Annotated in this window: 22 protein-coding genes and 3 tRNA genes; 17 read left to right on the plus strand and 8 right to left on the minus strand. The window is 64.9% G+C overall.

The window, feature by feature from the left end; all coding sequences use genetic code 11:
- The first annotated feature begins 21 nt into the window (after window positions 1–21).
- Window positions 22–864, plus strand: coding sequence for an ABC transporter permease (locus tag QRN11_RS20545; RefSeq protein ID WP_285314303.1), 843 nt, complete (start codon window positions 22–24; stop codon window positions 862–864).
- Window positions 865–908: 44 nt separating this feature from the next.
- On the opposite strand, the gene QRN11_RS20550 is transcribed toward QRN11_RS20545, so the two are convergent.
- The 5 genes from QRN11_RS20550 to QRN11_RS20570 all read right to left on the minus strand — a co-directional run bounded on the left by QRN11_RS20550 (window position 909) and on the right by QRN11_RS20570 (window position 6,241).
- Window positions 909–2,372, minus strand: coding sequence for a C40 family peptidase (locus QRN11_RS20550; protein WP_285314304.1), 1,464 nt, complete (start codon window positions 2,370–2,372; stop codon window positions 909–911).
- Between the two features lie 258 nt (window positions 2,373–2,630).
- Window positions 2,631–3,551: a cation diffusion facilitator family transporter gene (locus tag QRN11_RS20555; protein WP_285314305.1), complete on the minus strand. Its 921-nt coding sequence runs from the start codon at window positions 3,549–3,551 to the stop codon at window positions 2,631–2,633.
- Between the two features lie 10 nt (window positions 3,552–3,561).
- Window positions 3,562–4,026 (minus strand): metallopeptidase family protein, encoded by a 465-nt coding sequence (locus QRN11_RS20560; RefSeq protein ID WP_142059197.1) that lies wholly within the window; start codon window positions 4,024–4,026, stop codon window positions 3,562–3,564.
- A 9-nt stretch (window positions 4,027–4,035) separates the two neighbouring features.
- Window positions 4,036–5,094 carry a DMT family transporter gene (locus QRN11_RS20565; protein ID WP_255470744.1) on the minus strand — a complete coding sequence of 353 codons (1,059 nt, stop codon included), beginning with the start codon at window positions 5,092–5,094 and terminating at the stop codon, window positions 4,036–4,038.
- Between the two features lie 103 nt (window positions 5,095–5,197).
- Window positions 5,198–6,241 (minus strand): PHP domain-containing protein, encoded by a 1,044-nt coding sequence (locus QRN11_RS20570; protein ID WP_142059199.1) that lies wholly within the window; start codon window positions 6,239–6,241, stop codon window positions 5,198–5,200.
- Between the two features lie 164 nt (window positions 6,242–6,405).
- On the opposite strand from QRN11_RS20570, the gene QRN11_RS20575 reads away from it, so the two are divergent.
- From QRN11_RS20575 to QRN11_RS20615, 9 genes are all read left to right on the plus strand, one after another.
- A tRNA-Glu gene (locus tag QRN11_RS20575) sits at window positions 6,406–6,478 on the plus strand.
- A gap of 90 nt (window positions 6,479–6,568) precedes the next feature.
- Window positions 6,569–6,642: transfer RNA gene (locus tag QRN11_RS20580), tRNA-Asp, on the plus strand.
- Window positions 6,643–6,690: 48 nt separating this feature from the next.
- Window positions 6,691–6,766: transfer RNA gene (locus QRN11_RS20585), tRNA-Phe, on the plus strand.
- An 877-nt stretch (window positions 6,767–7,643) separates the two neighbouring features.
- Entirely contained in the window at window positions 7,644–9,242 is a 1,599-nt protein-coding gene (locus QRN11_RS20590; RefSeq protein WP_285314306.1) for a glycoside hydrolase family 68 protein, read from the plus strand.
- Between the two features lie 162 nt (window positions 9,243–9,404).
- A complete protein-coding gene (locus QRN11_RS20595) occupies window positions 9,405–9,860 on the plus strand; it encodes an Asp23/Gls24 family envelope stress response protein (RefSeq protein WP_091420980.1) in 456 nt (151 codons plus the stop codon).
- On the plus strand, window positions 9,857–10,048 hold the full coding sequence (locus tag QRN11_RS20600; protein ID WP_091420981.1) for a DUF2273 domain-containing protein: 192 nt from the start codon (window positions 9,857–9,859) through the stop codon (window positions 10,046–10,048). The genes QRN11_RS20595 and QRN11_RS20600 overlap by 4 nt, the downstream gene beginning before the upstream one ends.
- Entirely contained in the window at window positions 10,045–10,425 is a 381-nt protein-coding gene (locus tag QRN11_RS20605; RefSeq protein ID WP_142064483.1) for a hypothetical protein, read from the plus strand. Before QRN11_RS20600 ends, QRN11_RS20605 begins: the two co-directional genes overlap by 4 nt.
- Complete coding sequence (locus tag QRN11_RS20610) at window positions 10,422–11,030, plus strand: hypothetical protein (RefSeq protein ID WP_091420987.1); 609 nt, start codon at window positions 10,422–10,424, stop codon at window positions 11,028–11,030. Before QRN11_RS20605 ends, QRN11_RS20610 begins: the two co-directional genes overlap by 4 nt.
- The gene (locus QRN11_RS20615) at window positions 11,027–11,638 is read left to right on the plus strand and encodes a hypothetical protein (protein ID WP_091420990.1); all 612 of its coding nucleotides are present in this window, start codon (window positions 11,027–11,029) and stop codon (window positions 11,636–11,638) included. Before QRN11_RS20610 ends, QRN11_RS20615 begins: the two co-directional genes overlap by 4 nt.
- A gap of 11 nt (window positions 11,639–11,649) precedes the next feature.
- Here the strand turns inward: QRN11_RS20615 and QRN11_RS20620 are convergent, their stop codons facing one another.
- Window positions 11,650–13,452: a glycoside hydrolase family 13 protein gene (locus tag QRN11_RS20620; RefSeq protein ID WP_285314307.1), complete on the minus strand. Its 1,803-nt coding sequence runs from the start codon at window positions 13,450–13,452 to the stop codon at window positions 11,650–11,652.
- 140 nt (window positions 13,453–13,592) lie between these two features.
- On the opposite strand from QRN11_RS20620, the gene QRN11_RS20625 reads away from it, so the two are divergent.
- The 5 genes from QRN11_RS20625 to QRN11_RS20645 all read left to right on the plus strand — a co-directional run bounded on the left by QRN11_RS20625 (window position 13,593) and on the right by QRN11_RS20645 (window position 18,256).
- Window positions 13,593–14,882, plus strand: coding sequence for an ABC transporter substrate-binding protein (locus QRN11_RS20625; protein ID WP_285314308.1), 1,290 nt, complete (start codon window positions 13,593–13,595; stop codon window positions 14,880–14,882).
- Window positions 14,883–14,889: 7 nt separating this feature from the next.
- Window positions 14,890–15,927, plus strand: coding sequence for a carbohydrate ABC transporter permease (locus QRN11_RS20630; RefSeq protein WP_091420997.1), 1,038 nt, complete (start codon window positions 14,890–14,892; stop codon window positions 15,925–15,927).
- The gene (locus tag QRN11_RS20635) at window positions 15,924–16,820 is read left to right on the plus strand and encodes a carbohydrate ABC transporter permease (RefSeq protein ID WP_091420999.1); all 897 of its coding nucleotides are present in this window, start codon (window positions 15,924–15,926) and stop codon (window positions 16,818–16,820) included. Before QRN11_RS20630 ends, QRN11_RS20635 begins: the two co-directional genes overlap by 4 nt.
- Window positions 16,817–17,065 (plus strand): hypothetical protein, encoded by a 249-nt coding sequence (locus QRN11_RS20640; protein WP_285314309.1) that lies wholly within the window; start codon window positions 16,817–16,819, stop codon window positions 17,063–17,065. Before QRN11_RS20635 ends, QRN11_RS20640 begins: the two co-directional genes overlap by 4 nt.
- Window positions 17,066–17,203: 138 nt before the next feature.
- Entirely contained in the window at window positions 17,204–18,256 is a 1,053-nt protein-coding gene (locus QRN11_RS20645) for a LacI family DNA-binding transcriptional regulator (protein ID WP_091421005.1), read from the plus strand.
- A gap of 39 nt (window positions 18,257–18,295) precedes the next feature.
- Here QRN11_RS20645 and QRN11_RS20650 read toward each other — a convergent pair whose 3' ends face one another.
- Both QRN11_RS20650 and QRN11_RS20655 read right to left on the minus strand, forming a co-directional pair.
- On the minus strand, window positions 18,296–19,177 hold the full coding sequence (locus QRN11_RS20650) for a DUF8083 family protein (protein ID WP_285314310.1): 882 nt from the start codon (window positions 19,175–19,177) through the stop codon (window positions 18,296–18,298).
- 34 nt (window positions 19,178–19,211) lie between these two features.
- A complete protein-coding gene (locus tag QRN11_RS20655; RefSeq protein WP_091421010.1) occupies window positions 19,212–20,018 on the minus strand; it encodes an exodeoxyribonuclease III in 807 nt (268 codons plus the stop codon).
- Window positions 20,019–20,180: 162 nt separating this feature from the next.
- Between QRN11_RS20655 and QRN11_RS20660 the strand changes: the two genes are divergently transcribed.
- The gene (locus QRN11_RS20660) at window positions 20,181–21,680 is read left to right on the plus strand and encodes a CoA-acylating methylmalonate-semialdehyde dehydrogenase (RefSeq protein WP_142064465.1); all 1,500 of its coding nucleotides are present in this window, start codon (window positions 20,181–20,183) and stop codon (window positions 21,678–21,680) included.
- Window positions 21,680–22,765 carry an enoyl-CoA hydratase/isomerase family protein gene (locus QRN11_RS20665; protein WP_142064462.1) on the plus strand — a complete coding sequence of 362 codons (1,086 nt, stop codon included), beginning with the start codon at window positions 21,680–21,682 and terminating at the stop codon, window positions 22,763–22,765. The genes QRN11_RS20660 and QRN11_RS20665 overlap by 1 nt, the downstream gene beginning before the upstream one ends.
- The last annotated feature ends 12 nt before the right edge of the window (window positions 22,766–22,777 follow it).

Below are 22,777 nucleotides of genomic sequence, written 5' to 3' on the forward strand. Positions count from 1 at the left end.
TCTGAGAGCGCCGGATTGACCATGACGACGGCGGTGGCGGCGCCGCGTCGATCGGGGCTTTCCCTCCTGCGTTCGGAACTCCGTGTGCTGTTTGGGCGCCGACGCACCTGGGCACTGTTGCTGGCACTGGCGGCGATCCCGGTGTTGATAGCGGTGGCCGTGCGGATTTCGTCAGCGGTTCCTGCCGGACGGGGGCCGGCTTTCCTGGACCGCATCACCCAGAACGGTCTGTTCGTCGCCTTTACCGCCATGCTGGTGTCCGTTCCTTTGTTCCTGCCGCTCACGGTGGGAGTGGTGGCAGGGGACACCATCGCGGGTGAAGCCAGCCTGGGAACGTTGAGGTACCTGCTGGTTGCCCCGACGGGCCGGGTGCGGCTCCTCTTGGTGAAGTATGCGGCAGCACTGGCATTCTGCCTTGCTGCGCCCCTCACCGTTGGATTGGCGGGCGCCGCGATCGGGGCGGCGCTTTTCCCTGTCGGTCCTGTGACGTTGCTGTCAGGGGACGTCATCGAGCCACCGGAAGCCGCGGTGCGCATCCTGCTGATCGCCGCGTACCTCGCGGTCTCCCTGGCCGGACTTTCCGCGGTGGGGTTGTTCCTGTCCACGCTCACGGTGGTTCCCGTGGGCGCCATGGCCGCCACAGTGGTGGTCTCTGTGGTGTCCCAGGTCCTTGACCAGTTGCCGCAGCTGGAGTGGTTGCACCCATGGCTTTTCAGCCACTACTGGCTCGGTTTTGGGGACCTTATGCGCCAGCCCGTGTTGTGGGACTCGTTTGTGGACAACGCGTCGCTCCAAGCGGGTTACGTGGCCGTCTTCGGCGCGCTCGCCTACGGGCGGTTTGTCACCAAGGACGTCCTCAGCTGACTTTCAACGCGGGCCGCAGGCCATGCGGCGGCGTTGCATGGGAGTCAGTAGCGGGCGGCGTACGAATATAGCTCCATGCCTGCCATGGCGCTCAGCGGGGTCACACCGATACCCTCCTGCGGGTTGAGCGCCTGCACCACCTGGCCGTTGCCGAGGTAAATGGCAACGTGATAGAAGTTCGACGGCGAGCCCCACACCAGCAGGTCGCCCCGCCGTGCCTGCGAGAGGGGTACGTGGACAGGAGCGGCTTCGTACTGCTGGCCTGCGGTGCGCGGGAGATACTTTCCGGCCGCCGCAAAGGATGCCTTCACCAGGCCCGAACAGTCGAAGCCGTAGGGGCCGGTGCCACCGTATTGGTAGTAGTAGGGAGCGCCCACCTTGCTCATGGCCACCGAAATTGCGGCCTCATAAGTCCCGCTGCCGGTGGTGGGTGCTGGAGCGGGCGCAGGTGCTGGAGCGGGTGCGGGTGCCGGAGCCGGAGCTGGAGCTGGAGCGGGTGCCGGTGCCGGTGCCGGAGCTGGCGCGGGTGCAGGAACAGCAGGAGCAGCAGGTGCCGGAGCAGGAGCAGCAGGTGCAGGTGCAGGCCGTACGGGACCAGCCGGGGCAGGAACAGCGGGAGCAGGAGCAGGAGCCGCCGGCGCTGCCGCGGCGGGAATGCCAGCCGGGGAAGCTGCCTGGTCCCGGGAAGCCTGCTCCGCAGCTGCAAAGGCAGCCGCCAGCCGGGCTTCCTCGCGTTGCCGGTCCAGGGCATCAACGCGCGCCGATTCAAGCGCCACCGTGGTGTTCCGGAGCTCGGCCAGTTGGTCCACCAGGACGGTGCGCTGGGCCTTGGCGTCCGCCACGGCTTTTGCCTGGGCCGCATTGGCCTGCTCCGCCTGGGTCTTGGCGGTTTCGGCCGTGCGCGCCGCATCATCAGCCGCCCTGGTGGCGTCCTCCGCCGCGGCAGTCAGCGACGCTGATGACTGGGCGGCTGCGTCGGCGGCCTCGAAGGTACGGCTCCGGCTGGCGGAAATGGCCTGGAGGGTGGCAGCCTGCTGAAGGGTTTCACCGTTCCCGCTCACGAAGGTGCCCAGGGAGGGATTCAGCCCGCCGTTGCGGTAGAGGTCCCCCGCAAGTTGTCCCACCTGTTTCCTGGTTTTGTCCTGCTGCCCGCGGGCAGCTGCAGCTTTCGCTGAGGCAACTGCCGCCGCTGATGAGCGCTGCTCCAGCTCCACCACTGCCTCGCTGTAAGCGTTGTTGGCCTGCATGGCGGCAGCGAAGGCGGCCTGCTGGGCGCTTGCCGCAGCCTCCAGGATGCGCTCAATGTTCGCCACCTGGTCCGCTGTGGCCGCTTCATTGGCTTTCGCAGCGGCAATGTCCTCCGGGGAAGGCAATTCAGGAGCGGCAGGAACGGCAATGGCGGGGGACAGCGGCGCGGAAACCGCCGCAGCCGGCGTTGCCAGTGCTGTGACCAGCACCACGGCGGCAGTGAGGAGGGCAGCCTTGCGACCGGATCCAGTCGAAATCATCTGTTGAAACCTCGAAACGGTAGGGCCGGGAGGTCCTGACCGCGGCAGGGCTATGCCCTCGGCCTGCTCCCCAGCAGTCCGAGGCTACGTGACCGTACTGCACTTTGGCAACAAGAGTCACGTCAGTAACAGTAAGCCCAACGAAGTGTCGAAGGCTGTATACCGATCCGGCGTGTCGCAAGGAGGGGGCCAGTGTCCCGTCCCCCGAAGGCGCTCGGAGCCCTAACCATGCAACCGCGGCGCAAGAAACAGGCTGGTCTACGCGTGCTGGTGGGCCTCGTGTTCAGAGTGCGTGGCCGGTTCCAGCTGGAAGGTGCAATGGTCGGTATCAAAGTGGGAGCCCAGGCAGGTGACCAGCTTGTCCAGCAGCTGGTCGGCGCCACGGGCGGTCAGCACACCGTCCTCCACCACAACGTGGGCGGAAAAGACGGGGACGCCGGAGGTAATGGTCCAGATGTGGATATCGTGCACGTCAGAAACGCCCTCGACGGACAGGATGTGTTCCCGGATCATCTGGACTTCCACGCCCTTGGGGCTGGCTTCGAGCAGCACATCCACAACATCGCGCAGCAGGCTCCAGGCGCGGGGCAGGATCAGCAGGGCGATCAGCACGGAGGCGATGGTATCCGCGGCCTGGAATCCGGTAACCATGATGACCACGGCGGCGGCAATCACGGCGAAGGAGCCCAGCAGGTCACCGAGGACTTCGAGGTAGGCGCCGCGGACATTGAGGCTTTCCTGATGCCCGCCCCTCAGTATCAGCAGTGACACCAGGTTCGCGGCTGCACCCAGGATGGCGGCGAAGAGCATAATGTCCGTCTGTACTTCGGGTATCGTCCCGATCCGCCGGATGGCTTCGGTAAAGATCACCACTGAGATCACAATCAGGATCACGGCGTTGGCCAGCGCGGCGAGCACCTCGGCGCGCTGGTACCCGTAGGTCCTCTGGTCGCTTGCCGGTTGGCCGGCAATCCAGGCGGCGAGGAGGGCAATGGTTACGCCGGCAGCATCCGAGAGCATATGACCGGCATCAGCCAGCAGGGACAGTGACCCCGAGAGAGCGGCGCCCACCACCTGGACCAGGACCACGGCCAGGGTGATGGCGAGGACGGCCACCAGCCGGTGGCGGTGCCGGCCTGTTGCGGTGACCCCATGTGTGTGGCTGTGGTTGTGTCCCATGCCTACAAGGCTAGCCCCAGCCAAGCTCGTGCAGCCGGGCGTCATCAATTCCGAAATGGTGCGCGATCTCGTGGACCACCGTGACCGCCACTTCGTGGATCACGTCCTCGCGCGATCCGGAGATTTCAAGGATGGGTTCGCGGAAAATCGTGATGCGGTCGGGAAGTGAGCCGGCGTCCCACCATGAGTCCCGTTCGGTCAGCGGCACGCCCTCGTACAGTCCCAGCAGGACGGTATCCGGGTCCTCCCCGGGCCGGGGCACATAGTCGTCCTCAATGAACACCGCCACGTTGTTCATGGCCTGGGCCAGCTTGCCGGGGATGCTGTCCAGTGCGTCCCGGACGGCGGCCTCAAACTCGTCCGGCGACATGTTGAACGCCTGCGTCGGGAAGGGGTGGGCAGGCGCGGCGGCGTGCAGGGGTTCGCTGGGCCCTTCGGGAATAATGGGCAGGCCCGGCGGCAGGCTGACTGGCATACTCCGACTCTAGCGGGAAGGGCTCCGCTTGGCCCCTGGTCCCACAGCAGCCTCCCCTGCAGCTGGTACCGCAATGTGCCTGGCAGTTGCGCCTGCAGGGTTCCCTGGAGCATCCTTGCGGGGCGTCGGCCGGGACCTGCGCCGGGTCAGTCCCACGCCCACCAGGCAGACCACGCCGCCTACCAGGCCCAGCGCGGTGGGGATCTCGCCGAGGAGGAGCCAGGAGATCAGGATGGTGGTGCCGGGCACCAGGTAGGTGGTGGCGGCGAGCTTGCCGGCATCGATCAAGGACAGCGCATAGGCCCAGGTGGTGAAGGCAATCGCCGTGGGAAAGACTCCGAGATACACCAGTCCCAGTGTCGCCCCCACGGGTGCGGCCTGGACTTCGGCAACCAGTTGGCCGGTGAAGGGCAGGCAGCACAACGCGCCCACCAGTATCCCGAACCAGGTTGCCTGGGCAGCAGGAAACTTCCGCAGTACAGGCTTCTGGATAATGACGCTGACTGCGGCGAGCACCGCGGCGAGGAGGCAGAGAAGCACACCCGCGACGTCCGCCGTCGGACTTTCCCCAGCCCGCGACGGCTGTCCGGAACTGAAAGCGATCAGGGCCACTCCGGCGAAGGCAACCAGGCTTCCGACGATGAGCCAGCGCGGAAAGCCTTCTTTGAGGAAGATCCCGGCCATCACGGCCACCAGGATCGGGTTCACGTTGATGAGCAGGGCGCTGGTCCCGGCGTCCAGCACGTGCTCCGCTGCGTTCAGCGCGACGTTGTAGCCACCGAACCACATGGCTCCGTAGGCGAGGATGGGCCACCACTCGCGGCCCTTGGGAAGGAGCCGGCTCTTCAGCAGTTGCGGCAGGACCAGGAGGGACAGTACGACGGCGGCAACCGCCAACCTGCCCAGCGTCAGGGAGCCGGGGGAGAAGTGGGGGCCGATTGCACGGATGCCCACGAAGGCGGACGCCCACAGCACCACGGTAGTAACCATGGCTGCCACTCCGAGGGCCCTGACCCTGGATGGGAGCGGCGGGGAAACGGCGGTGCTGACCGGAGAGGTTGATGGCATGCAGCCAATGTAACCGGGAACGGGGACGGCAGGCTGGCGGAAATCGGCCACGTCTAGCGAAGATCCTGCCAAAAAGCTGCAGGGCCGGCGCGCTGCAGTGCGGCTACGCTGATCCCGCCCACTCCAGCAGCCGCTCCACCGGCCAGGTGGTGATGATCCGGTCGACGGGAACGCCGTTGCGCTCAGCGCGTTCGGCGCCGTACTGCAGGAAGTCCAGCTGGCCCGGCGCGTGGGCGTCACTGTCGATCGAGAACAGGCAGCCGGCGTCCAGGGCCAGCTGAATCAGCGCGTCCGGCGGGTCCTGGCGCTCGGGCCGGGAGTTGATCTCCACGGCCACGTTGTATTCGGCGCAGGCTGCGAACACCTCCTTGGCATCGAAGTCCGACGGCGGCCGCGTCCCCCGTGATCCCTCCACCAGCCGGCCGGTGCAGTGGCCCAGCACGTTGGTGTGCGGGTCCTGGATACCGCCCAGCATGCGCTTGGTCATGGTTTTTGAATCGGCGCGAAGCTTGGAATGGACGCTCGCCACAACGATGTCCAGGCGCGCCAGGAGTTCCGGATCCTGGTCCAGCTCGCCGGATTCAAGGATGTCCACTTCGATGCCTGTCAGCAGTTGTGCTTTGTGGTCCTGCTGTCCGTCCAGGCCTGGGTGGTTTCCGGTATTGATGGCCTCCACCACGTCCAGCTGCTGGAGGAGGCGTTCGGCCGAGAGTCCGTTCGCGATGGTGAGGTTGGGGGAGTGGTCCGTCAGCGCCAGGTACTCCCTCCCCAGCACCCCGGCGGCCGCAACCATGAGGTCAATGGGGGATCCGCCGTCGGACCATTCACTGTGGCTGTGGAGATCACCGCGCAGGGCCTCGCGGATGGTGGAGCCGCCCGAAGCCAAGGGCAGGGCGCCCTTTTCACGGAGGTCGGCGAGGTAGTCCGGAACCTGGCCGTCCACCGCTTCGCGGATGACCTGGTAGGTCCGGTCGCCGATGCCCTTCATGGATTTCAGCCGGCCGTTCCGGACACGTGCCGCCACTTCCTCCGGCGTGAGCGGGGCGATCACCGCCGCCGCTTTCCGGAAGGCCTGGACCTTGAAGGTGGCAGCGCGCCCGCGCTCCAGCCAGAAGGCAATCTCGTTGAGTGCTGCAACGGCATCCATCAGTCCATCTTCACCTGTTCTCCCCGCTCCGGACGGGTGTTTTGGCCGATTTTGGATTATTCCTGAGTAGGCCCTATAGTTTTAGAGTCCAGTTCGGAGAAACGCAAAGGACAAAGACGGAAAGCCTCGCTTGACGCCTTTTATTTTGTTCCGAACGGGTTCTGGCCCCCATCGTCTAGCGGCCTAGGACACCGCCCTTTCACGGCGGCGGCACGGGTTCGAATCCCGTTGGGGGTACGCAAGGAACTGGTCAAACAGGCAGAAAATGTCTGGTAGGCTGGAAGCCTTGAAAAAAGCGGTAGAGATACTGTGAAGCAAGAAACGCAAGGCCCTGTAGCGCAGTTGGTTAGCGCGCCGCCCTGTCACGGCGGAGGTCGCGGGTTCAAGTCCCGTCAGGGTCGCTCTGATTGTTGGAAGCAATTCCGGCTCTCATGGTGACTAGTCACCTAGGCTCTGTAGCTCAGTTGGTAGAGCGTTCGACTGAAAATCGAAAGGTCACCGGATCGACGCCGGTCGGAGCCACCACTGGGAAGCATCAGTTCTTCGGAACTGGTGCTTTTCTTCTTTAACCCGGTGCCCGCGTGATTCCAAGCCCCAGATTAAACCCGGTCCCCGCACTTTTTTCGCAGTGGGCTCTGCCGAGGTCCTGGCCTTGTTCGCAAATCCTTGCCTTGATGGTTCGGATCCGCGAACAAGGCTCGGACTTCCTTGCCTCCGCCGTCTCGAGCCTGCGGCCAAGGTTGCCCCCGTCCTGTGCCTGCCCATATCCTGCCCGCGTCCTGCGCCTGCCCATATCCTGCCCACGTCCGGCGCTGCCCCACGCCCATCTAGAGTGCCCCCGTCCTGCCCTGCCTCCGTCCTGCGCCTGCCCATATCCTGCCTGCGGCCAGCGCCGCCTCCCTGCCGGGGCCTGCGACGATGCACCCGGTTCCGGACAAAACACCGTGGCGTGCGCGGGGGAATTGTCCGGATGCGGGGGCTGAGTGAAGTACATCGCGTCTGTCCAGGTGCGATTGGCCACATTCCCGGCGGGTCCGGGCATGCCGCCGCAAATGCCGCCCAGAAAAATTTGACTGACATTTGAAACATTTGACTCCCGCCAAACCGTTGTGGCACGCGCGCGCCTTGGGTAATGTAAGCGCTTGCGCAGTCGAGTAACGGACACAGATTCCGGGCAGGAAACACGTTTTGAAATGCAACGGGAAAGCTGCCTAGCGTGGAGACCGGCAAGGAGAGCACTACGCTCCTGGGCCACTTCTACGGGGACTACCCAACCCCGTTCCTCTCGATACAAAGGCGTCCCCCATAACGCCTGCAGTGTTGTTGGGGCCGCCGGAGTTCGAAGGACCAGGGCATCAGCCCGTCTTCCACGAACAGTTTCAACTCCGCGAGAAGAGCAAAAATGCACAAGCACCCCCGAACCCCCCGGTCGCTGCGGTGGCGTCCTGCCGCCGCAGCACTGGCTACGGCTGTAGCGGCCTCGGCCTTCCTGGCCGTTCCTTCCGCACAGGCCAACGAGCCGGCGGATCCGCCGGCCAGCCAGCAACTGCCGGCCCCGACCCCCGGCTTCGCGCTCCCCACGGAACACACGCAGCAGGCCTTCGACCCGGCGTCGGACTTCACGTCCAAGTGGACCCGCGCCGACGCCAAGCAGATCATGGCCCAGAGCGATCCCACCGTCGCGCCCGGCCAGAACTCCATGAGCCCCGATGTTTCCATGCCCGAGATCCCCGAGGACTTCCCGGCCATGAATGACGATGTCTGGGTCTGGGACACCTGGTCCCTGACGGACGAGAACGCCAACCAGGTCAGCTACAAGGGCTGGGACGTCGTCTTCTCCCTGGTGGCCGACCGCCACGCCGGCTACGGCTTCGACCAGCGCCACTGGAACGCCCGCATCGGCTACTTCTTCCGCAAAACGAACGCGGACCCGGCCAAGGACAAGTGGAACTACGGCGGACACCTGTTCCTGGACAACAGCTCCATCGGCAACACCGAGTGGTCCGGCTCCACCCGCCTGATGCAGGGCAACCACGTGAACGTCTTCTACACCGCCACCACCTTCCATGACGTGGCCGAGCGCAACGCAGGCGGCGGCGGCATCGCCCCGGACGCTGCCATCGCCAAGGCGCTTGGCAACATCCACGCCGACCAGAACGGCGTCACCTTCGACGGCTTCGAGCACACCAAGCTGCTGGAGCCGGACGGAACGATGTACCAGACAAAGGCCCAGAACCCGGGCTTCGCCTTCCGCGACCCGTACACGTTTGCCGATCCCGCCCACCCGGGCAAGACCTTTATGGTCTTTGAGGGCAACACCGCCGGGAACCGTGGCGAATACCAGTGCAAGGGCGAGGACCTGGGTTACCAGCCGGGCGACCCGCAGGCCGAAAACGTCAACGACGTCCAGAACAGCGGCGCGCACTACCAGACCGCCAATGTGGGCCTGGCCGTGGCGGACAACAAGGACCTGACCAAGTGGTCCTTCCTGCCGCCCATCCTCTCCGCCAACTGCGTGAACGACCAGACTGAGCGCCCGCAGATCTTCATCCAGAACGAAAACGGCAAGAACAAGTACTACCTGTACACGATCAGCCACCAGTTCACCTACGCCGCAGGCATGCGCGGCCCGGACGGCGTCTACGGCTTCGTGGGCGACGGCGTCCGTTCCGACTTCCAGCCGGTCAACAACAGCGGCCTGGCCCTCGGTTCCCCGACCGACCTGAACCTGCCCGCAAACAACCCGAGCGGGACCATCTCCGGCCAGCAGAACGGCCGGCAGTTCCAGGCCTACTCGCACTACGTGCAGCCGGGCGGCCTGGTGCAGTCGTTCATCGACAACGTCAACGGGGTGCGCGGCGGCTCGCTGTCCCCGACCGTCAAGATCAATTTCAAGAACGGCGTGACCCAGGTTGACCGCAGCTTCGGCCAGAACGGGCTTGGCCCCTTCGGCTACCTGCCCACCAACGTCAAGGTTGGCGGCGAAGGCCTCTACAAATAGACTGCGGCACCTGCCGCGCAGCCGCTGAAACCGGCGGCACCGCTCAGGCGGGGATGTCCTTGGGGCGTCCCCGCCTGGGTCCTTTAACACTGGCGGCAGGGTATCCAGCACATCGAAGCAGCCAGGGGATAGGGTTGGGATCAACAGAAGGGGGAGTGCCTGATGGAATACCAGAACCCACAACCCAGCCAGGGCAGCCACGCAGTGCCGGCTCCGGTTCCCGTGCCCGGCCTTGGCCGCACCGTAATCTCCGAAACCGCAGTAGCCAAGGTGGCAGGAATTGCCGCCCGCGCCATCCCCGGCGTTTACTCGCTGGGCTCCGGACCGTCACGTGCCCTGGGAGCCATCCGCGACGCCGTCGGAAGTTCAGACCATGCCGCCGGGGTCCACGCCGAAGTGGGCGAAACGCAGGTGGCCGTGGACATCAGCCTGGTGGCAAGCTACGGGACGCCGCTGCATTCCCTGGCAAATGAGGTCCGAGCGGCGGTCTACCGGGCCGTCGAGGAACTGGTGGGGCTGCAGGTGATCGAGGTGAACGTCGAAATCACCGATGTCTATGTCCCGCCGCCGGTCAAACCCAGCCTTTCCGGGCCCGCGGAACGGGAGGCACTGCTGTGAGCCTCACCGTCGCCGGCGTTGCCATCGGCGCCTTTGTCGCCTTTATGTCCCTGCAGTTCGGTTTGTGGGGCTTCCTTGTCTCCCTGCTCTTTATGGCCATCGGGGCACTCCTGGGCCGCGCGGCGGAAGGAAAATTGGACCTCCGCGGCGTCCTGGACGCCATCACCGGCCGGCGCTCGTCCTCATGAGCTCCGCCGCCCCGCTGGTCCGGGCGCAGGAGTTCAGCGGCCACAACCGCATCAGCACCCAGGCGCTGACCAGCCTTGCAAAAGCCGCCGCCGCCCAGTACCTGGGAGTGGAGGCGGAGGACGTCCGTGCGGACTGGGCGGACGACGACGGCATGCTGGCGCTGTCCCTCGTCACACCTATCAGCATCCCGCCCTTGAAAGCGGTGGCCGCCGATCCCTCGCGGGTGGACGCTGCCGGCGGCTCTATCAGGGGCCGTGCTGTCCAGGCGAAGGCACGCATCCTGGCAACTGTAACTGAGCTCAGCGGAGCGCGGCTGAGCCGCGTCGACATCAGGATCAGCGGAGCAAGGATCAGCGAAGGGGGCAGGGTCCGATGACGCGGAACCAGGAAGACCAGTCGCCGGACATGGGCAGGATCCTGCGCCGCGAAACACATTCATCGCGTGCTGTGGTTGCCACCGCCGCGGCAGTCCTGGTTATTGTTTTCGCCGCCTATGGGCTCCTTGAAGCCGGCGTGCACGCGATCGGCCAGCCGGCGTGGCTGATCGAGCCGCAAGTGGCCGCCGAGCGCCTGGTGGCGCTGCCCGCTGGGATCCCGCCGCTGCTGCTGGGAGCCATCGGAGCGGTGCTGGCCATGTTCGGCCTCGTCTTTTTCCTCAACGGGATCCTGCCCGGGCGCCGTGCCCGGCACCTCCTGGCCGGCGGCCGGAACGCGGATGGTCCTGCCGTGGTGGTGGACGACGAAGTGGTGGCCTCCTCGCTGGCACGGCGGGCCAGGCTTGCCGCGAATGTCACCCCCGAACAGGTGATGGTAGTTGTCTCGCAGCGCCAGGTGGTGGTCAATGTCCGGCCCACGTCGGGAGTGCCAGTGGATCCGGATGCCGTGCTCGCAGCGGTTGGAAGCGAACTCGCTGCCATGGCACTGAGCCCGTCCCCAGAGGTGCATGTCAACGTGGCCCAATCCGGAGTCATCGGCGCATGAACAGCACACCCACCCTGCTCAACCGGATCCTGATCGCCATCCTGGGCCTGAAGATGCTGGCCATCGGCGTCCTGTTGGTACTGCTGGCATCCGTCCCGGCCGTTGCTTCCTGGTGGCATTCCTGGTCCGCGGGCGTCTGGGCCGGCATCAACCAGGCATTCAACGCCACACGGTTCCCGGGCCGGCCCCAAAGCTGGTTGTGGGTCCTCGTGGCCCTGGCCCTGCTGGTCCTGATCGCGCTCATGGTGGCCTGGGTGGCCCAGCAAGGAAAAGGCCGGGCCAACCTCCTGGCCCTGGAATACGATCCCGGTGACGTCCCCGGCGATGTGCGGATCGGCGGGGGAGTGGCGGAGCAAGCCCTGAAGCACGCACTCGCGAACCGTCCGGACCTGGCCGGCGCCACTGTGACCACCTATAACGTCAAGGGCAGCCCGGCGCTCAAGGTCCGCCTGCTCCCGCGACAGGGAGTGGCGCCGCACCTGCTCGCCGACGAGGTGTACGCCCTGGTGGCCGCACTGGAGGCAGTGGTGGGGAAACGGATTCCGGTGCTGATCCACATTGGAGCCGGGGCGCGGACGCGCTTCAGCAGGGCAGAGCGCGTCCGCTGACCAGGCTGGTCCTAGTCCCTCGTGAGGTAGACGGTACAGTCCACCGGCACCTCGTCCAGCCCGCTCCAGTCTGAAGAGGGCTCAGGAGCGCTCGAAAGCACCACGGAATACCCCTCGGGCACCGGCGCCGAGGCGAAACCGAAGTTGCCCAGGACCAGCACCTCCCCGTTGTGGAAGGCCAGGACTCCGCTCTCGGGTGCGTGGACCTCAGCCCATGCGAGCGAGCCCCTGCCGAGTTTCCGGGCGGACCGGAAAGCAAGGACAGCACGGTAGAGCTCCAGGGTGGAGCCCTCCACTCCGTCCTGCTGGTCTGCGGCGAGCGGCCCAAAGCTTTCCGGCTGGGGAAGCCAGGGAGCTGCACCTGTGTTCCCGCTTACCGCGAAACCGTAACCTGGTGCGTCCTGCGTCCATGGCAGGGGGACCCGGCAGCCGTCACGCCCGATCTCCGCACCCCGGGTCCTGTGGAATGTGGGATCCTGCCGTGCCTCTGCCGGCAGCGTGGTGTGCTCGGGAAGCCCCAGCTCCTCCCCCTGGTAAAGGTAGGCGGAACCCGGCAGGGCCATGGAGATCAAAGTGGCTGCGCGTGCACGGGCCAGCCCCAAAGCGGAGTCGGGCTGCTCATCCTCCGAGGCGATGCCCTTCGGAAACGTTGTGGGGTCCTTGAGCCCGAACCGGGTTGGATGGCGGACGGTGTCATGGTTGCTCAGCACCCAAGTGCACGGGGCTCCCACCGACGCGGCTGCTTCCAACGACGCCTCAATGGCCACCGCCATCCGCTCGGCGTCCCAGCCGGCCAGCAGGAAGTCGAAGTTGAAGGCCTGCTGCATCTCGTCTGGACGGGTGTAGCGGGCCAGACGTTCGGCCGGCTCCACCCAGGCTTCGGCAACCATCATGCGGTCGCCGTCGTACTCCGCCAGGACCCGGTTCCAGTCGCGGTAGATGTCATGAACACCGTCCTGGTCAAAAAACGGTGAGGGTGGATAAACCGGGGAGACGGCACGGTGCGGTTCCACCGCATCGGGATGGGCCCCCGGGGCGTCGCCGGGAGGGGAAGGTTCCCTCCGCACTTCCGGAGTTCCCTCAACCATGGCTGCCACGCCCTCCCAGTCGGGCAGCCCGGGCTCCTTGACCAGGCCATGGGCAACGTCCACCCGGAATCCGTCCGCGCCGCGGTCCAGCCAGAAGCGGAGCACCGAGCGCATCTCCTCCTGCACCTCCGTGTTCTCCCAGTTCAGGTCCGGCTGCTTGGTGTCGAAGAGATGGAGGTACCACTCGCCCGGAGACCCGTCCGCCTCAGTAATCCTGCTCCAGGCTGGGCCGCCGAAGATCGATTTCCAGTTGTTGGGCGCCCTGTCGCCGTCTCCGGAGCCCGGTACCTCGTCCTTGCCCTGACGGAAGATGTACCGGCCGCGTTCGGGCGAGCCAGGTGCCGCGGCCAGCGCTTCCTGGAACCACACGTGCTCGTCGGAGGTGTGGTTGGGAACCAGGTCAACAATGACCTTCAGGCCGCGCTGGTGGGCTTCCTGCAACATGGCGTCGAAGTCCTCGAGCGAGCCGAACAGCGGGTCCACGTGGCGGTAGTCCGCAACATCATATCCGGCGTCCGCCTGGGGTGATTTGTAGAAGGGTGAGAGCCAGAGGGCGTCCACTCCAAGCTGCTGAAGATAGGGCAAACGATCAGTGACACCGCGAAGATCGCCCATGCCGTCGCCATTGCCGTCGGCAAAGGACCGCGGATAAATCTGGTAGACCACAGCGTCCGTCCACCATTCGCTGCGGGCCGGCCGATCAGCAGGAACGTCTGGGTTGGACATTTGGTTCCTCTCAGATAACTTTTTGATGTAAACGCTTGCATTACCCGGAGCAACCTTACTAGTGTGAGCGTCACCACATCAACCTCACCTAGCAAGCGCAACGTGTACTTACTTGTCACTCAGCGAGGAGCTTCAAGCTAATGAAAACCCGTAGATTCCTACTTCCGGCGGCTACTGCCGGCATCCTGGCCCTCACCTTGTCCGCTTGTGGCGGAGGCGGTGGCGGCGCGAGTGGAGGCGGCGGCGGCAGTGATGCCGAAGCCAACCTGGACGGCCGGGGTCCCATTACCTACGTACAGGGCAAGGACAACAACAACGTCGTCCGTCCGTTCATCGAGAAGTGGAATGCAGCGCATCCTGATGAAAAGGTCACGTTCAAGGAACAGACAGACAAAGCGGACCAGCAGCACGACGACCTGGTCCAGCACTTCCAGGCTAAGCAGTCCGACTATGACGTGGTCAGCGTAGACGTCATTTGGACTGCTGAGTTCGCTGCCAAGGGTTGGCTGCAGCCGCTCAAGGACAAGATGGCGATCGACACCTCGAAAATGCTTAAGGCTCCGGTTGAGGCTTCCACCTACAAGGGGACGCTATACGCAGGACCCAAGGATTCCGACGGCGGCATCCTCTACTACCGCAAGGACCTCGTCCCAACGCCACCCAAGACCTGGGACGAAATGATGAGCATGTGCTCGATTGCCAAGGCAAACAACATCGGGTGCTACTCCGGGCAATACAAGCAGTACGAGGGCCTGACGGTTAACGCCTCTGAAGCGATCAACTCGGCCGGTGGATCCGTTTTGAATGACCAAGGCAAGCCGAGCCTGAACACGCCTGAGGCAAAGGCCGGCCTGGAGAACCTGGTTAAGGCGTACGCCGACGGCAACATTCCGCAGGAGGCAATCACCTACCAGGAAGAGGAGAGCCGCCGCGCCTTCCAGTCCGGCAACCTGCTCTTCCACCGCAACTGGCCTTACATCTACAGCCTGATCACGACTGAGGGATCGTCTGCTGTAAAGGACAAGTTCGCAATGGCGCCCCTGCCGGGCAAGGACGGCCCCGGTGCGTCCTCCCTCGGTGGGCATAACGCAGCCATCAGTGTTTACTCCAAGAACAAGGCAACGGCACTGGACTTCATCAAGTACATCGAGACCGAGGAAAACCAGAAGTTCTTTGCAAACCAGGCTTCGTTGGCTCCGATCCTGACCTCGGTGTACGAGGACAAGGAACTGGTGGCTAAACTGCCCTACCTGAGTGTCCTCCAGACGTCGATCCAGAACGCGGTACCGCGCCCCGTGACGCCCTTCTACCCGGCGGTCACAAAGGCAATCCAGGAGAATGCCTACGCAGCTCTTAAGGGCGAGAAGCCCGTCGAGACGGCACTCTCTGACATGCAGAAGTCCATCGAGTCATCAAGCGCAGGATCGTAATTCAGCCATGGCAACAGAATTAGGCCCGACGCCGGTCACCAAGCCGGCGTCGGGCGGGACTCCAGTCCACCAGGCACCCAAAGGCGTAGGTGAGGACAACAGGATTGCGAGCCAGGGCCGCTGGGCATCGTGGCTCCTTGCCCCCACCGTCATCGCCCTGGGCGTAGTCATCGTTTACCCGATCATCAGTGCCATCGTGATGTCCTTCACGAAGGACGCGGGGCTGGACCCGGCCACGGGTCTCTTCACTGAGGGCGGACCGGCCGGCATCCAGAACTACGTGAACTGGCTGGCCCAGCAGTGTGCAGCCCAGGGTGGCGGCACAGTAGCCTGTCCGCCGGGTACCCTGGCCGGCCAATTCTGGACGGCTACCGGCACCACCTTCATTTTTACTGTCATTACGGTCGCCTTCGAAACTGTCCTCGGTTTCTGGATGGCCATGATCATGGCGCGCACCTTCAAAGGCCGCGGCCTGGTCCGCGCGGCCGTCCTCGTCCCTTGGGCTATCCCCACGGCCGTCACCGCACAGCTGTGGCTCTTTATGTTCGACTTCAATGGAATCATCAACAAGCTGTTCAACGTCAGCATCCTCTGGACCGGCAGCGAATGGCCGGCCAAGTGGGCAGTCATCATCGCTGACACCTGGAAGACCACCCCGTTTATGGCCCTCCTGATTCTGGCCGGCCTGCAGATGATTCCCGCCGAGGTCTATGAGGCGGCCAAGGTGGACGGAGCCACTGCGTGGCAGCGGTTCCGGATGATCACCCTTCCGCTGGTCAAACCGGCTCTGATGGTGGCCATCCTGTTCCGTACCCTGGATGCACTGCGTATGTTCGACCTGCCGTACATCCTCACTGGCGGTGCCAACAACACCACCACCCTGTCCATCCTGGTGATCAACCAGATCAGGCAAGGGTTCAACGCTGCGGCTGCCTTGTCCACGATCACGTTCATCATCATCTTCCTGGTCGCGTTCATCTTTGTCCGGTTCCTTGGGGCGAACGTTGTGGAGCAAAGCGGAGCCACCGGTAAGGGGAAGAAATGACCACCGCAACAGCAGATTCAGGCCTGCGGGCACGCCAGGACAAAGGACGGCAGGCTGCCCAGAACAGGGAAAAGTGGGCGCAGGCGCGCACCTACATCAGCGCCGCAGTCATTTTGATTTGGTGCCTGGCACCCGCTTACTGGATGGTGGTCACGGCCTTCCGCGAGGTGGGGTTCACATACGACACAACGCCTTGGCCAACGCACGTGACGCTGGACAACTTCATCACCGCCTTCGATACCTCCTTCGGCAACAAATTCGGTCAAGCGCTGCTCAACAGCATCTTTATCGGTGTGACCGTCACAGTGATCTCGCTGGTGATCGGCGTCTTCGCCGCGTACGCACTGGCACGCTTGAACTTCCGGTTCAAGTACCTGGTGCTGGGCTTCATCCTGGGTGCTTCCATGTTCCCCGGCGTTGCCCTGATTACCCCGCTCTTTCAGCTCTTCACCAACATCGGCTGGATGGGTACCTACCAGGCCCTGATCATTCCGAACATCTCCTTTGTCCTGCCACTCACCGTCTACACCCTGACCTCCTTCTTCCGAGAAATGCCGTGGGAACTGGAGGAATCAGCCCGTGTTGACGGCTGTACGCAGGGGCAGGCGTTCCGGAAGGTGATCATGCCACTGGCGGCTCCGGCGATCTTCACGACGGCCATCCTGGCGTTCATCTCCTCCTGGAACGAGTTCCTGATCGCCAGCCAGCTGTCCAGCGAGGCTACGAAGCCAGTTACGGTTGCCATCGCCAGTTTCGCCGGCGCACAGCCGAACCAGATCCCGTACACGGCCATCATGGCAGCCGGCACCATCGTCACCATTCCCTTGGTGATCCTGGTACTGGTCTTCCAGCGCAAGATCGTCGCCGGTCTGACCGCAGGTGCTGTCAAGTGACAAACGGCCCTTCCCGCCCCCGGTCCACGGGGGCGGGAAGTAACCGCCGGCTGATGAAATCTGGGCAGGACTTCGACATCATCATCGGCTTCCTGGGTTTCTGGGCGGTGGTGCTGCTCGTTGTCACGGTCTGGATGGAAGTGACGGCACAGCCCGCGCTGGGCTGGGCACTGGGATTGCTGGCCTCTCTCCTGGCGATCTACGGGATGGTACGGCTGCGGCGGAAGCTTCCGGACCGGAGGTAGGGTACGCGCTTGACCCGCCGCTATCGGGCATCGGGCCGAAAAGTAACACTGCGATACACTAGCGGGCCGCAAATACTATGGCCTGGGGGCATCGCACCAAGCATGGCGGAGGCCTGCAGGAAGTATTGAGGGGGCACCGTGGCTCGCACAAGTGAAAGGTCCCAACGGGGCGGCCACAGCGGTGTCAGTATCGAGGACGTGGCCGCGGCAGCGGGAGTTTCGACGGCCACGGTTTCCCGGGCCGTCCGCGGCCTGCCCAGGGTGTCGCCCGCCACCCGCGAAAAAATCCTCGAGGTAGCCGGGAACCTGGGGTATGTAGCCTCCAGCTCCGCGTCCGGCCTGGCCACGGGAAGAACCAGGACCATCGGCGTGCTCGCCCCATTCGTGAGCCGATGGTTCTTCTCCAAGGCCATCGAAGGGGCGGACCGGGAACTCCACGCCCGGAACTACAACCTGTCACTGTTCAACCTCGGCGGCCACGGCAGCAACCGGGAGCGGCTCTTCAGCAAGACCATGGTCTACAAACAGATCGACGCCCTGCTGGTCCTCTGTATGGCGCTGTCCCATGACGAACTCGACCACCTCCAGAAGATCGACATCCCGCTGGTGGTGGTGGGCGGGCACGTGGAAGAGTGCGCCTACATCGGCATCGACGACTACGCTGCCGCTTCCACAGCCGTCCGGCACCTGATCGACCTCGGCCACCGGAACATTGCGCTGCTGCACGGCGATGACGAAACGGACCTGAACTTCGATGTGCCGCGCGTCCGGATCCTGGCTTTCAAGGATGTGATGACCGCCGCCGGCCTCCCCACCCGCCCCGAATGGGACGAGTGGGGGGACTTCACGGTCCGGAGCGGGCAGGAGGCTTTCCGCCGGCTCTGGGCGAAGCCGGGGGATAAACCAACAGCGATCTTCTGCGCCTCGGACGAGATGGCCATGGGTGTCATCTTTGAAGCCTCGCGGCTGGGCGTCCGCGTGCCGGAGGAAGTTTCAGTGGTGGGCATCGACAACCATGATTTTGCCGACGCCATCGGCCTCACGACGGTTGGCCAGCGGCCCGACGAGCAGGCCGAGCTGGCCACCAAGATGCTCCTCGACGAGCTGGACGGTGCCGAAGGATCAGTGCGGTCCGCCGTCGCGCCCCATGAGCTGATCGTCAGAAGGACGACGGCGCCGCCGCAGTCCTAGCGGTTAACTTGCCTTTTGACTGGTTGAGGAAGCGCGGGTTCAGGAAGCGCGGGCCAGCTGCCGGATGGGGATCCAGCGGGAGGCCAGGCGCCGGTAGGCCGCCGCGGCGCCGGTCATGTCGCCCTCTGCCAGGCATTCGATGCCGAGCCTGATGTCCATGGGCGAATCGTCCGGATACACCTTGTCCGCCACAGCGCCGTAGTCCAGTTCCACCATCGATTCCACATGGAACGTTTCCAGCCACTCGGTGAGCTGGGCCAGGTCGTCGAGCATATCCAGGTCCGGCGCCGCGAGGGCCAGATTGGCCACGGCGTACCGGGCGCGTTCCAGCGCTTCGGTGATGGGCGCCCACACACGGACCGTGAGGATCCGGCCGGCAGCCTCCACCACGTCCTTATGGTCCTGTTCCATAAAAAGGGAAAACCAGCTGAAGGGGATGCCCCAGGTGGACGCGCGGGTGTGCACGCGGATGGACCCGTCACGGGCCTTCACCTGATCGATCCGTTCCTGGTGCTTGTCCCGCTGCTCCTCCGGAATCAGCAGTTCCGCCAGCGGACCGTGGATCCCCTCCATCAGGGCGTTGGCAGCCAGGCCCGCACGCAAAACCAGCTGGCTGGGACAGTACAGCAGCACTGGTTCGTCGTCGTCGGCGTCGTCCGTTCCGCCCGGCCCCGCCGGGGCAGTGGTGACGCGCACCAGGTCGGTTCGCCCGGTGGGGAAAGGATCACCGCCGGAGCGCGTGATGCGTCCCAGGGAGGCCAGCAATTCGGCGTTTTCGACGGCGGCACGGGAGGCAGAGCGGGCCCCGGCGGCCTGGATGGCGGCACGCTGCTCCTCCGGAAAGGCATCCAGCGGCTCGTAGACGCGCAGGGTTGAGGAGAATGGCAGGCCGGCCTGGCCCCGGTAGAGGTTTCCCGTCATCACGGTCTCCTTGAATGGGTCCAGGATTCTGTCATCAGTCCGCCAGTTCCACCAGCACGGGGGCGTGGTCCGAGGCGCCCTTGCCTTTGCGCTCCTCGCGGTCGATCGAGGCGCCGGTGACACGCGTGGCCAGGGCCGGGGAAGCCAGGATGAAGTCGATCCGCATGCCTTCCTTCTTCGGGAAGCGCAGTTGGGTGTAGTCCCAGTAGGTGTAGACGCCCGGACCGGGAGTGTACGGCCGCACCACGTCGGTGAAACCTGCCGACTCGAAGGCGTGGAACGCGGCGCGCTCGGGCGGGCTGACGTGCGTGTAGCGGTTGTTGACGAAGAGATCGATGTCCCACACGTCCTCGTCGAACGGGGCGATATTCCAGTCGCCCATCAGCGCCACCTGGGCCTCAGGGTTCCGGGTCACCAGCTCCTGGGCGTGAGTTTTCAGGCTTTCCAGCCACTTGAGCTTGTAAGGCATGTGCTCATCGTCGAGGGAGCGGCCGTTGGGAACATAAAGGCTCCAGATGCGGACGCCGGCGCAGGTTGCGGCCATGGCGCGCGCCTCCTGTACGGGTTCCGTACCGGCCTTACCGAACGACGGCTGGTCCAGGAACGTCCGCTCAACGTCTTCGAGGCCCACGCGGGAGGCGATCGCCACGCCATTCCACTGGTTGACGCCGAAATGGGCCACTTCGTAGCCCATCCGTTCAAACAGCTCCCAGGGAAAGTTGTCGTCCTTGCACTTGGTTTCCTGGATGGCCAGCACGTCGCAGTCGCTGCGCTGGAGCCAGGCTTCCACACGGTCGGCACGGGCACGGAGCGAATTCACATTCCAGGTAGCAATCTTCACAGTTCCTAACTTACCTTGGCCGTGCTGCCGCCGGTAAAGCACGCTGCGGTGGCCGCCCACAGGTCCCATCCGGCGTGCAAGGGACCGGTGGAGTTTAGTTGGAAGCCCGAGTATATTCGCAACCAGAAAGGGCCCAGGTCACATGCGAAGGAGCGTCTGCTCATGGTGCGCGAGCTTTCCCACTACATTGGCGGCCAGCATGTGGCGGGCATGTCCGGCCGCTTCGGCGACGTCTTTGATCCCTGCACCGGGGCAGTCCAGGCGCGCGTCCCGCTGGCAGGCCGGGACGAGGTGCATAATGCCGTGGCTGCCGCCGCGAAGGCCCAGGAGGAATGGGCGGCCCTAAACCCGCAGCGCCGGGGGAGGATCCTGCTCCGGTTCGTGGACCTGGTCAACCGGGACATGGACGAGCTGGCCCGGCTGCTGTCCTCCGAACACGGCAAGACCCTTGCCGACTCCCGGGGAGACATCCTGCGCGGACTCGAGGTGGTGGAGTTCGCCGCCGGCGCGCCGCACCTGCTCAAGGGCGAGTTCTCCACCGAGGCCGGAGCCGGGATAGATATCCACTCGCTGCGGCAGCCCCTGGGCGTGGTGGCCGGGATCACCCCGTTCAACTTTCCCGCCATGATCCCGTTGTGGAAGTCCGGCCCGGCCCTGGCTGCCGGCAACGCGTTCATCCTCAAGCCCTCCGAACGGGACCCGTCCGTGCCGCTGCGGCTGGCCGAACTCTACTCCGAAGCGGGCGTCCCGGACGGAGTGTTCAACGTGGTCAACGGGGACAAGGAAGCCGTGGACGCGCTCCTCGAAGACCCCGTTGTCAGGGCCATCGGCTTTGTGGGCTCCACCCCCATCGCCCAATACATCTACGCCACGGCAGCCGCCCACGGAAAGCGGGCGCAGTGCTTCGGCGGTGCCAAGAACCACATGGTGGTGATGCCGGACGCAGACCTGGACCAGGCCGCGGACGCCCTCATCGGGGCCGGGTACGGCTCCGCGGGGGAGCGCTGCATGGCCGTCTCCGTTGCGGTCCCGGTGGGGCAGGAAACAGCTGACAAGCTGGTGGCCAGGCTCCAGGAACGGATCATGTCGCTCAAGGTAGGGCACAGCCTGGACCACGGCACGGATTTCGGCCCGGTGGTCACCGCCTCCGCCAAGGAACGGATCGAAGGCTGCATCCAGGCAGGCGTGGACGAGGGCGCCACCCTGCTGGCGGACGGCCGGGGCGTCACTGTGGAAGGCTACAAGGATGGCTTCTGGGTGGGCCCCACCCTCTTCGACCATGTGACACCGGAGATGGCCATTTACCGTCAGGAAATCTTCGGCCCCGTCCTGAGTGTGGTGCGCGCTGCCGACTACGATGAAGCGCTCCGGCTCTGCAGCCGGAATGAGTACGGAAACGGCGTGGCCATCTTCACCCGCGACGGGGACGCAGCCAGGGATTTTGCCACCAGGGTGGATGTGGGAATGGTGGGCATCAACGTGCCCATCCCGGTGCCGCTGGCCTACTACACGTTCGGCGGCTGGAAGGCGTCGGGGTTCGGGGACCTCAACCAGCACGGCGCCGACGCCTTCCGTTTCTATACCAAAACGAAAACGGTCACCACGCGGTGGCCGTCTGGGATACGGCACGGGGCCAGCTTCGTGATGCCGGAAGGAAGTTGATGGCGGACAGCACGCAAACCGGTACGGACAACAATGCAGAGGTGCTGTTTGAGCGCCGCGGGCAGCTGGGGGTGGTCACCCTCAACCGGCCCCGCGCAGTCAACGCCCTGACCGCCGGGATGGTGGGGGCGCTTCTGGAGCAGCTCGCCGCATGGGCGGACGATGACAGAATTTCCACGGTTGTGGTGCGCGGGGCCGGGGAACGGGGCTTGTGTGCAGGTGGCGACATTGTGGCCATTTATGAGGACATGCTTGCCGGCGGTGGGCAGACCGCGGACTTCTGGCAAACGGAGTACAGGGTGAATTCGCTGATCGCCCGCTATCCCAAGCCCTACGTCGCCCTGATGGACGGGCTGGTACTGGGCGGGGGAGTGGGAATCTCAGCCCACGGCTCTGTGCGGGTGGTGACGGAACGCACGCGGATGGGCATGCCGGAAACCACCATTGGTTTTGCGCCCGACGTCGGCGGGACGCTTTTGTTGTCCCGCGCACCCGGGGAGGCGGGAACCCACGCGGCGCTGACCGGCGCGCACTTGAGTGCGGCCGATGCCTTGTACCTCGGCCTCGCAGACCACTACGTCCCGTCCGCCAGGCTCGAGGAGCTGGTGCTGGCGTTGGAAAACGAAACTGCGGAAGCCGCCGTCGGGCGCTGCAGCGAAGCCCCACCGCCCTCCACCCTGGAGCAGCACCGCAACTGGATTGACAGTTGCTACGCCTCGGACGACGCCGGCGAGATCGTCCGCAGGCTCCGGACCTTCGACGGCGAAGGAAACGGGGAAGCCGCCCAGGCCGCCGACACCATCGAGGCGAAGTCGCCCACGTCCGTGAAAGTCACACTGGCGTCGCTGCGGCGGGTCAAGGGCATGACCCTGGATGAAGCCCTGGCCCAGGAGTACCGGGTGGGACTGCGCTTCCTGGCAGCGCCCGATTTCCGCGAGGGGATCCGGGCGCAGGTGGTGGACAAGGACCGGACACCGCACTGGAACCCGTCAACTCTCGCTGAGGTGCTGCCGGAACAGGTGGCGCGCTTTTTTGAACCATTGGGCAGCAGGGAACTGGATCTTGGATTGAAGGAGACGACGTGAAGGAGAGCGGCC

The sequence above is a fragment of the Pseudarthrobacter sp. fls2-241-R2A-168 genome (assembly GCF_030209335.1).
GTDB lineage: Bacteria > Actinomycetota > Actinomycetes > Actinomycetales > Micrococcaceae > Arthrobacter.

Bases quoted from the DNA above. Each gene is read 5' to 3' on its own strand.
- QRN11_RS20545 (WP_285314303.1), top strand. From the start codon at position 22: ATGACGACGGCGGTGGCGGCGCCGCGTCGATCGGGGCTTTCCCTCCTG.
- QRN11_RS20590 (WP_285314306.1), top strand. From the start codon at position 7,644: ATGCACAAGCACCCCCGAACCCCCCGGTCGCTGCGGTGGCGTCCTGCC.
- QRN11_RS20605 (WP_142064483.1), top strand. From the start codon at position 10,045: ATGAGCTCCGCCGCCCCGCTGGTCCGGGCGCAGGAGTTCAGCGGCCAC.
- QRN11_RS20555 (WP_285314305.1), bottom strand. From the start codon at position 3,551: ATGGGACACAACCACAGCCACACACATGGGGTCACCGCAACAGGCCGG.
- QRN11_RS20565 (WP_255470744.1), bottom strand. From the start codon at position 5,094: ATGCCATCAACCTCTCCGGTCAGCACCGCCGTTTCCCCGCCGCTCCCA.
- QRN11_RS20610 (WP_091420987.1), top strand. From the start codon at position 10,422: ATGACGCGGAACCAGGAAGACCAGTCGCCGGACATGGGCAGGATCCTG.
- QRN11_RS20660 (WP_142064465.1), top strand. From the start codon at position 20,181: ATGGTGCGCGAGCTTTCCCACTACATTGGCGGCCAGCATGTGGCGGGC.
- QRN11_RS20570 (WP_142059199.1), bottom strand. From the start codon at position 6,241: ATGGATGCCGTTGCAGCACTCAACGAGATTGCCTTCTGGCTGGAGCGC.
- QRN11_RS20550 (WP_285314304.1), bottom strand. From the start codon at position 2,372: ATGATTTCGACTGGATCCGGTCGCAAGGCTGCCCTCCTCACTGCCGCC.
- QRN11_RS20650 (WP_285314310.1), bottom strand. From the start codon at position 19,177: ATGACGGGAAACCTCTACCGGGGCCAGGCCGGCCTGCCATTCTCCTCA.
- QRN11_RS20635 (WP_091420999.1), top strand. From the start codon at position 15,924: ATGACCACCGCAACAGCAGATTCAGGCCTGCGGGCACGCCAGGACAAA.
- QRN11_RS20595 (WP_091420980.1), top strand. From the start codon at position 9,405: ATGGAATACCAGAACCCACAACCCAGCCAGGGCAGCCACGCAGTGCCG.
- QRN11_RS20615 (WP_091420990.1), top strand. From the start codon at position 11,027: ATGAACAGCACACCCACCCTGCTCAACCGGATCCTGATCGCCATCCTG.
- QRN11_RS20620 (WP_285314307.1), bottom strand. From the start codon at position 13,452: ATGTCCAACCCAGACGTTCCTGCTGATCGGCCGGCCCGCAGCGAATGG.
- QRN11_RS20560 (WP_142059197.1), bottom strand. From the start codon at position 4,026: ATGCCAGTCAGCCTGCCGCCGGGCCTGCCCATTATTCCCGAAGGGCCC.
- QRN11_RS20625 (WP_285314308.1), top strand. From the start codon at position 13,593: ATGAAAACCCGTAGATTCCTACTTCCGGCGGCTACTGCCGGCATCCTG.
- QRN11_RS20665 (WP_142064462.1), top strand. From the start codon at position 21,680: ATGGCGGACAGCACGCAAACCGGTACGGACAACAATGCAGAGGTGCTG.
- QRN11_RS20630 (WP_091420997.1), top strand. From the start codon at position 14,890: ATGGCAACAGAATTAGGCCCGACGCCGGTCACCAAGCCGGCGTCGGGC.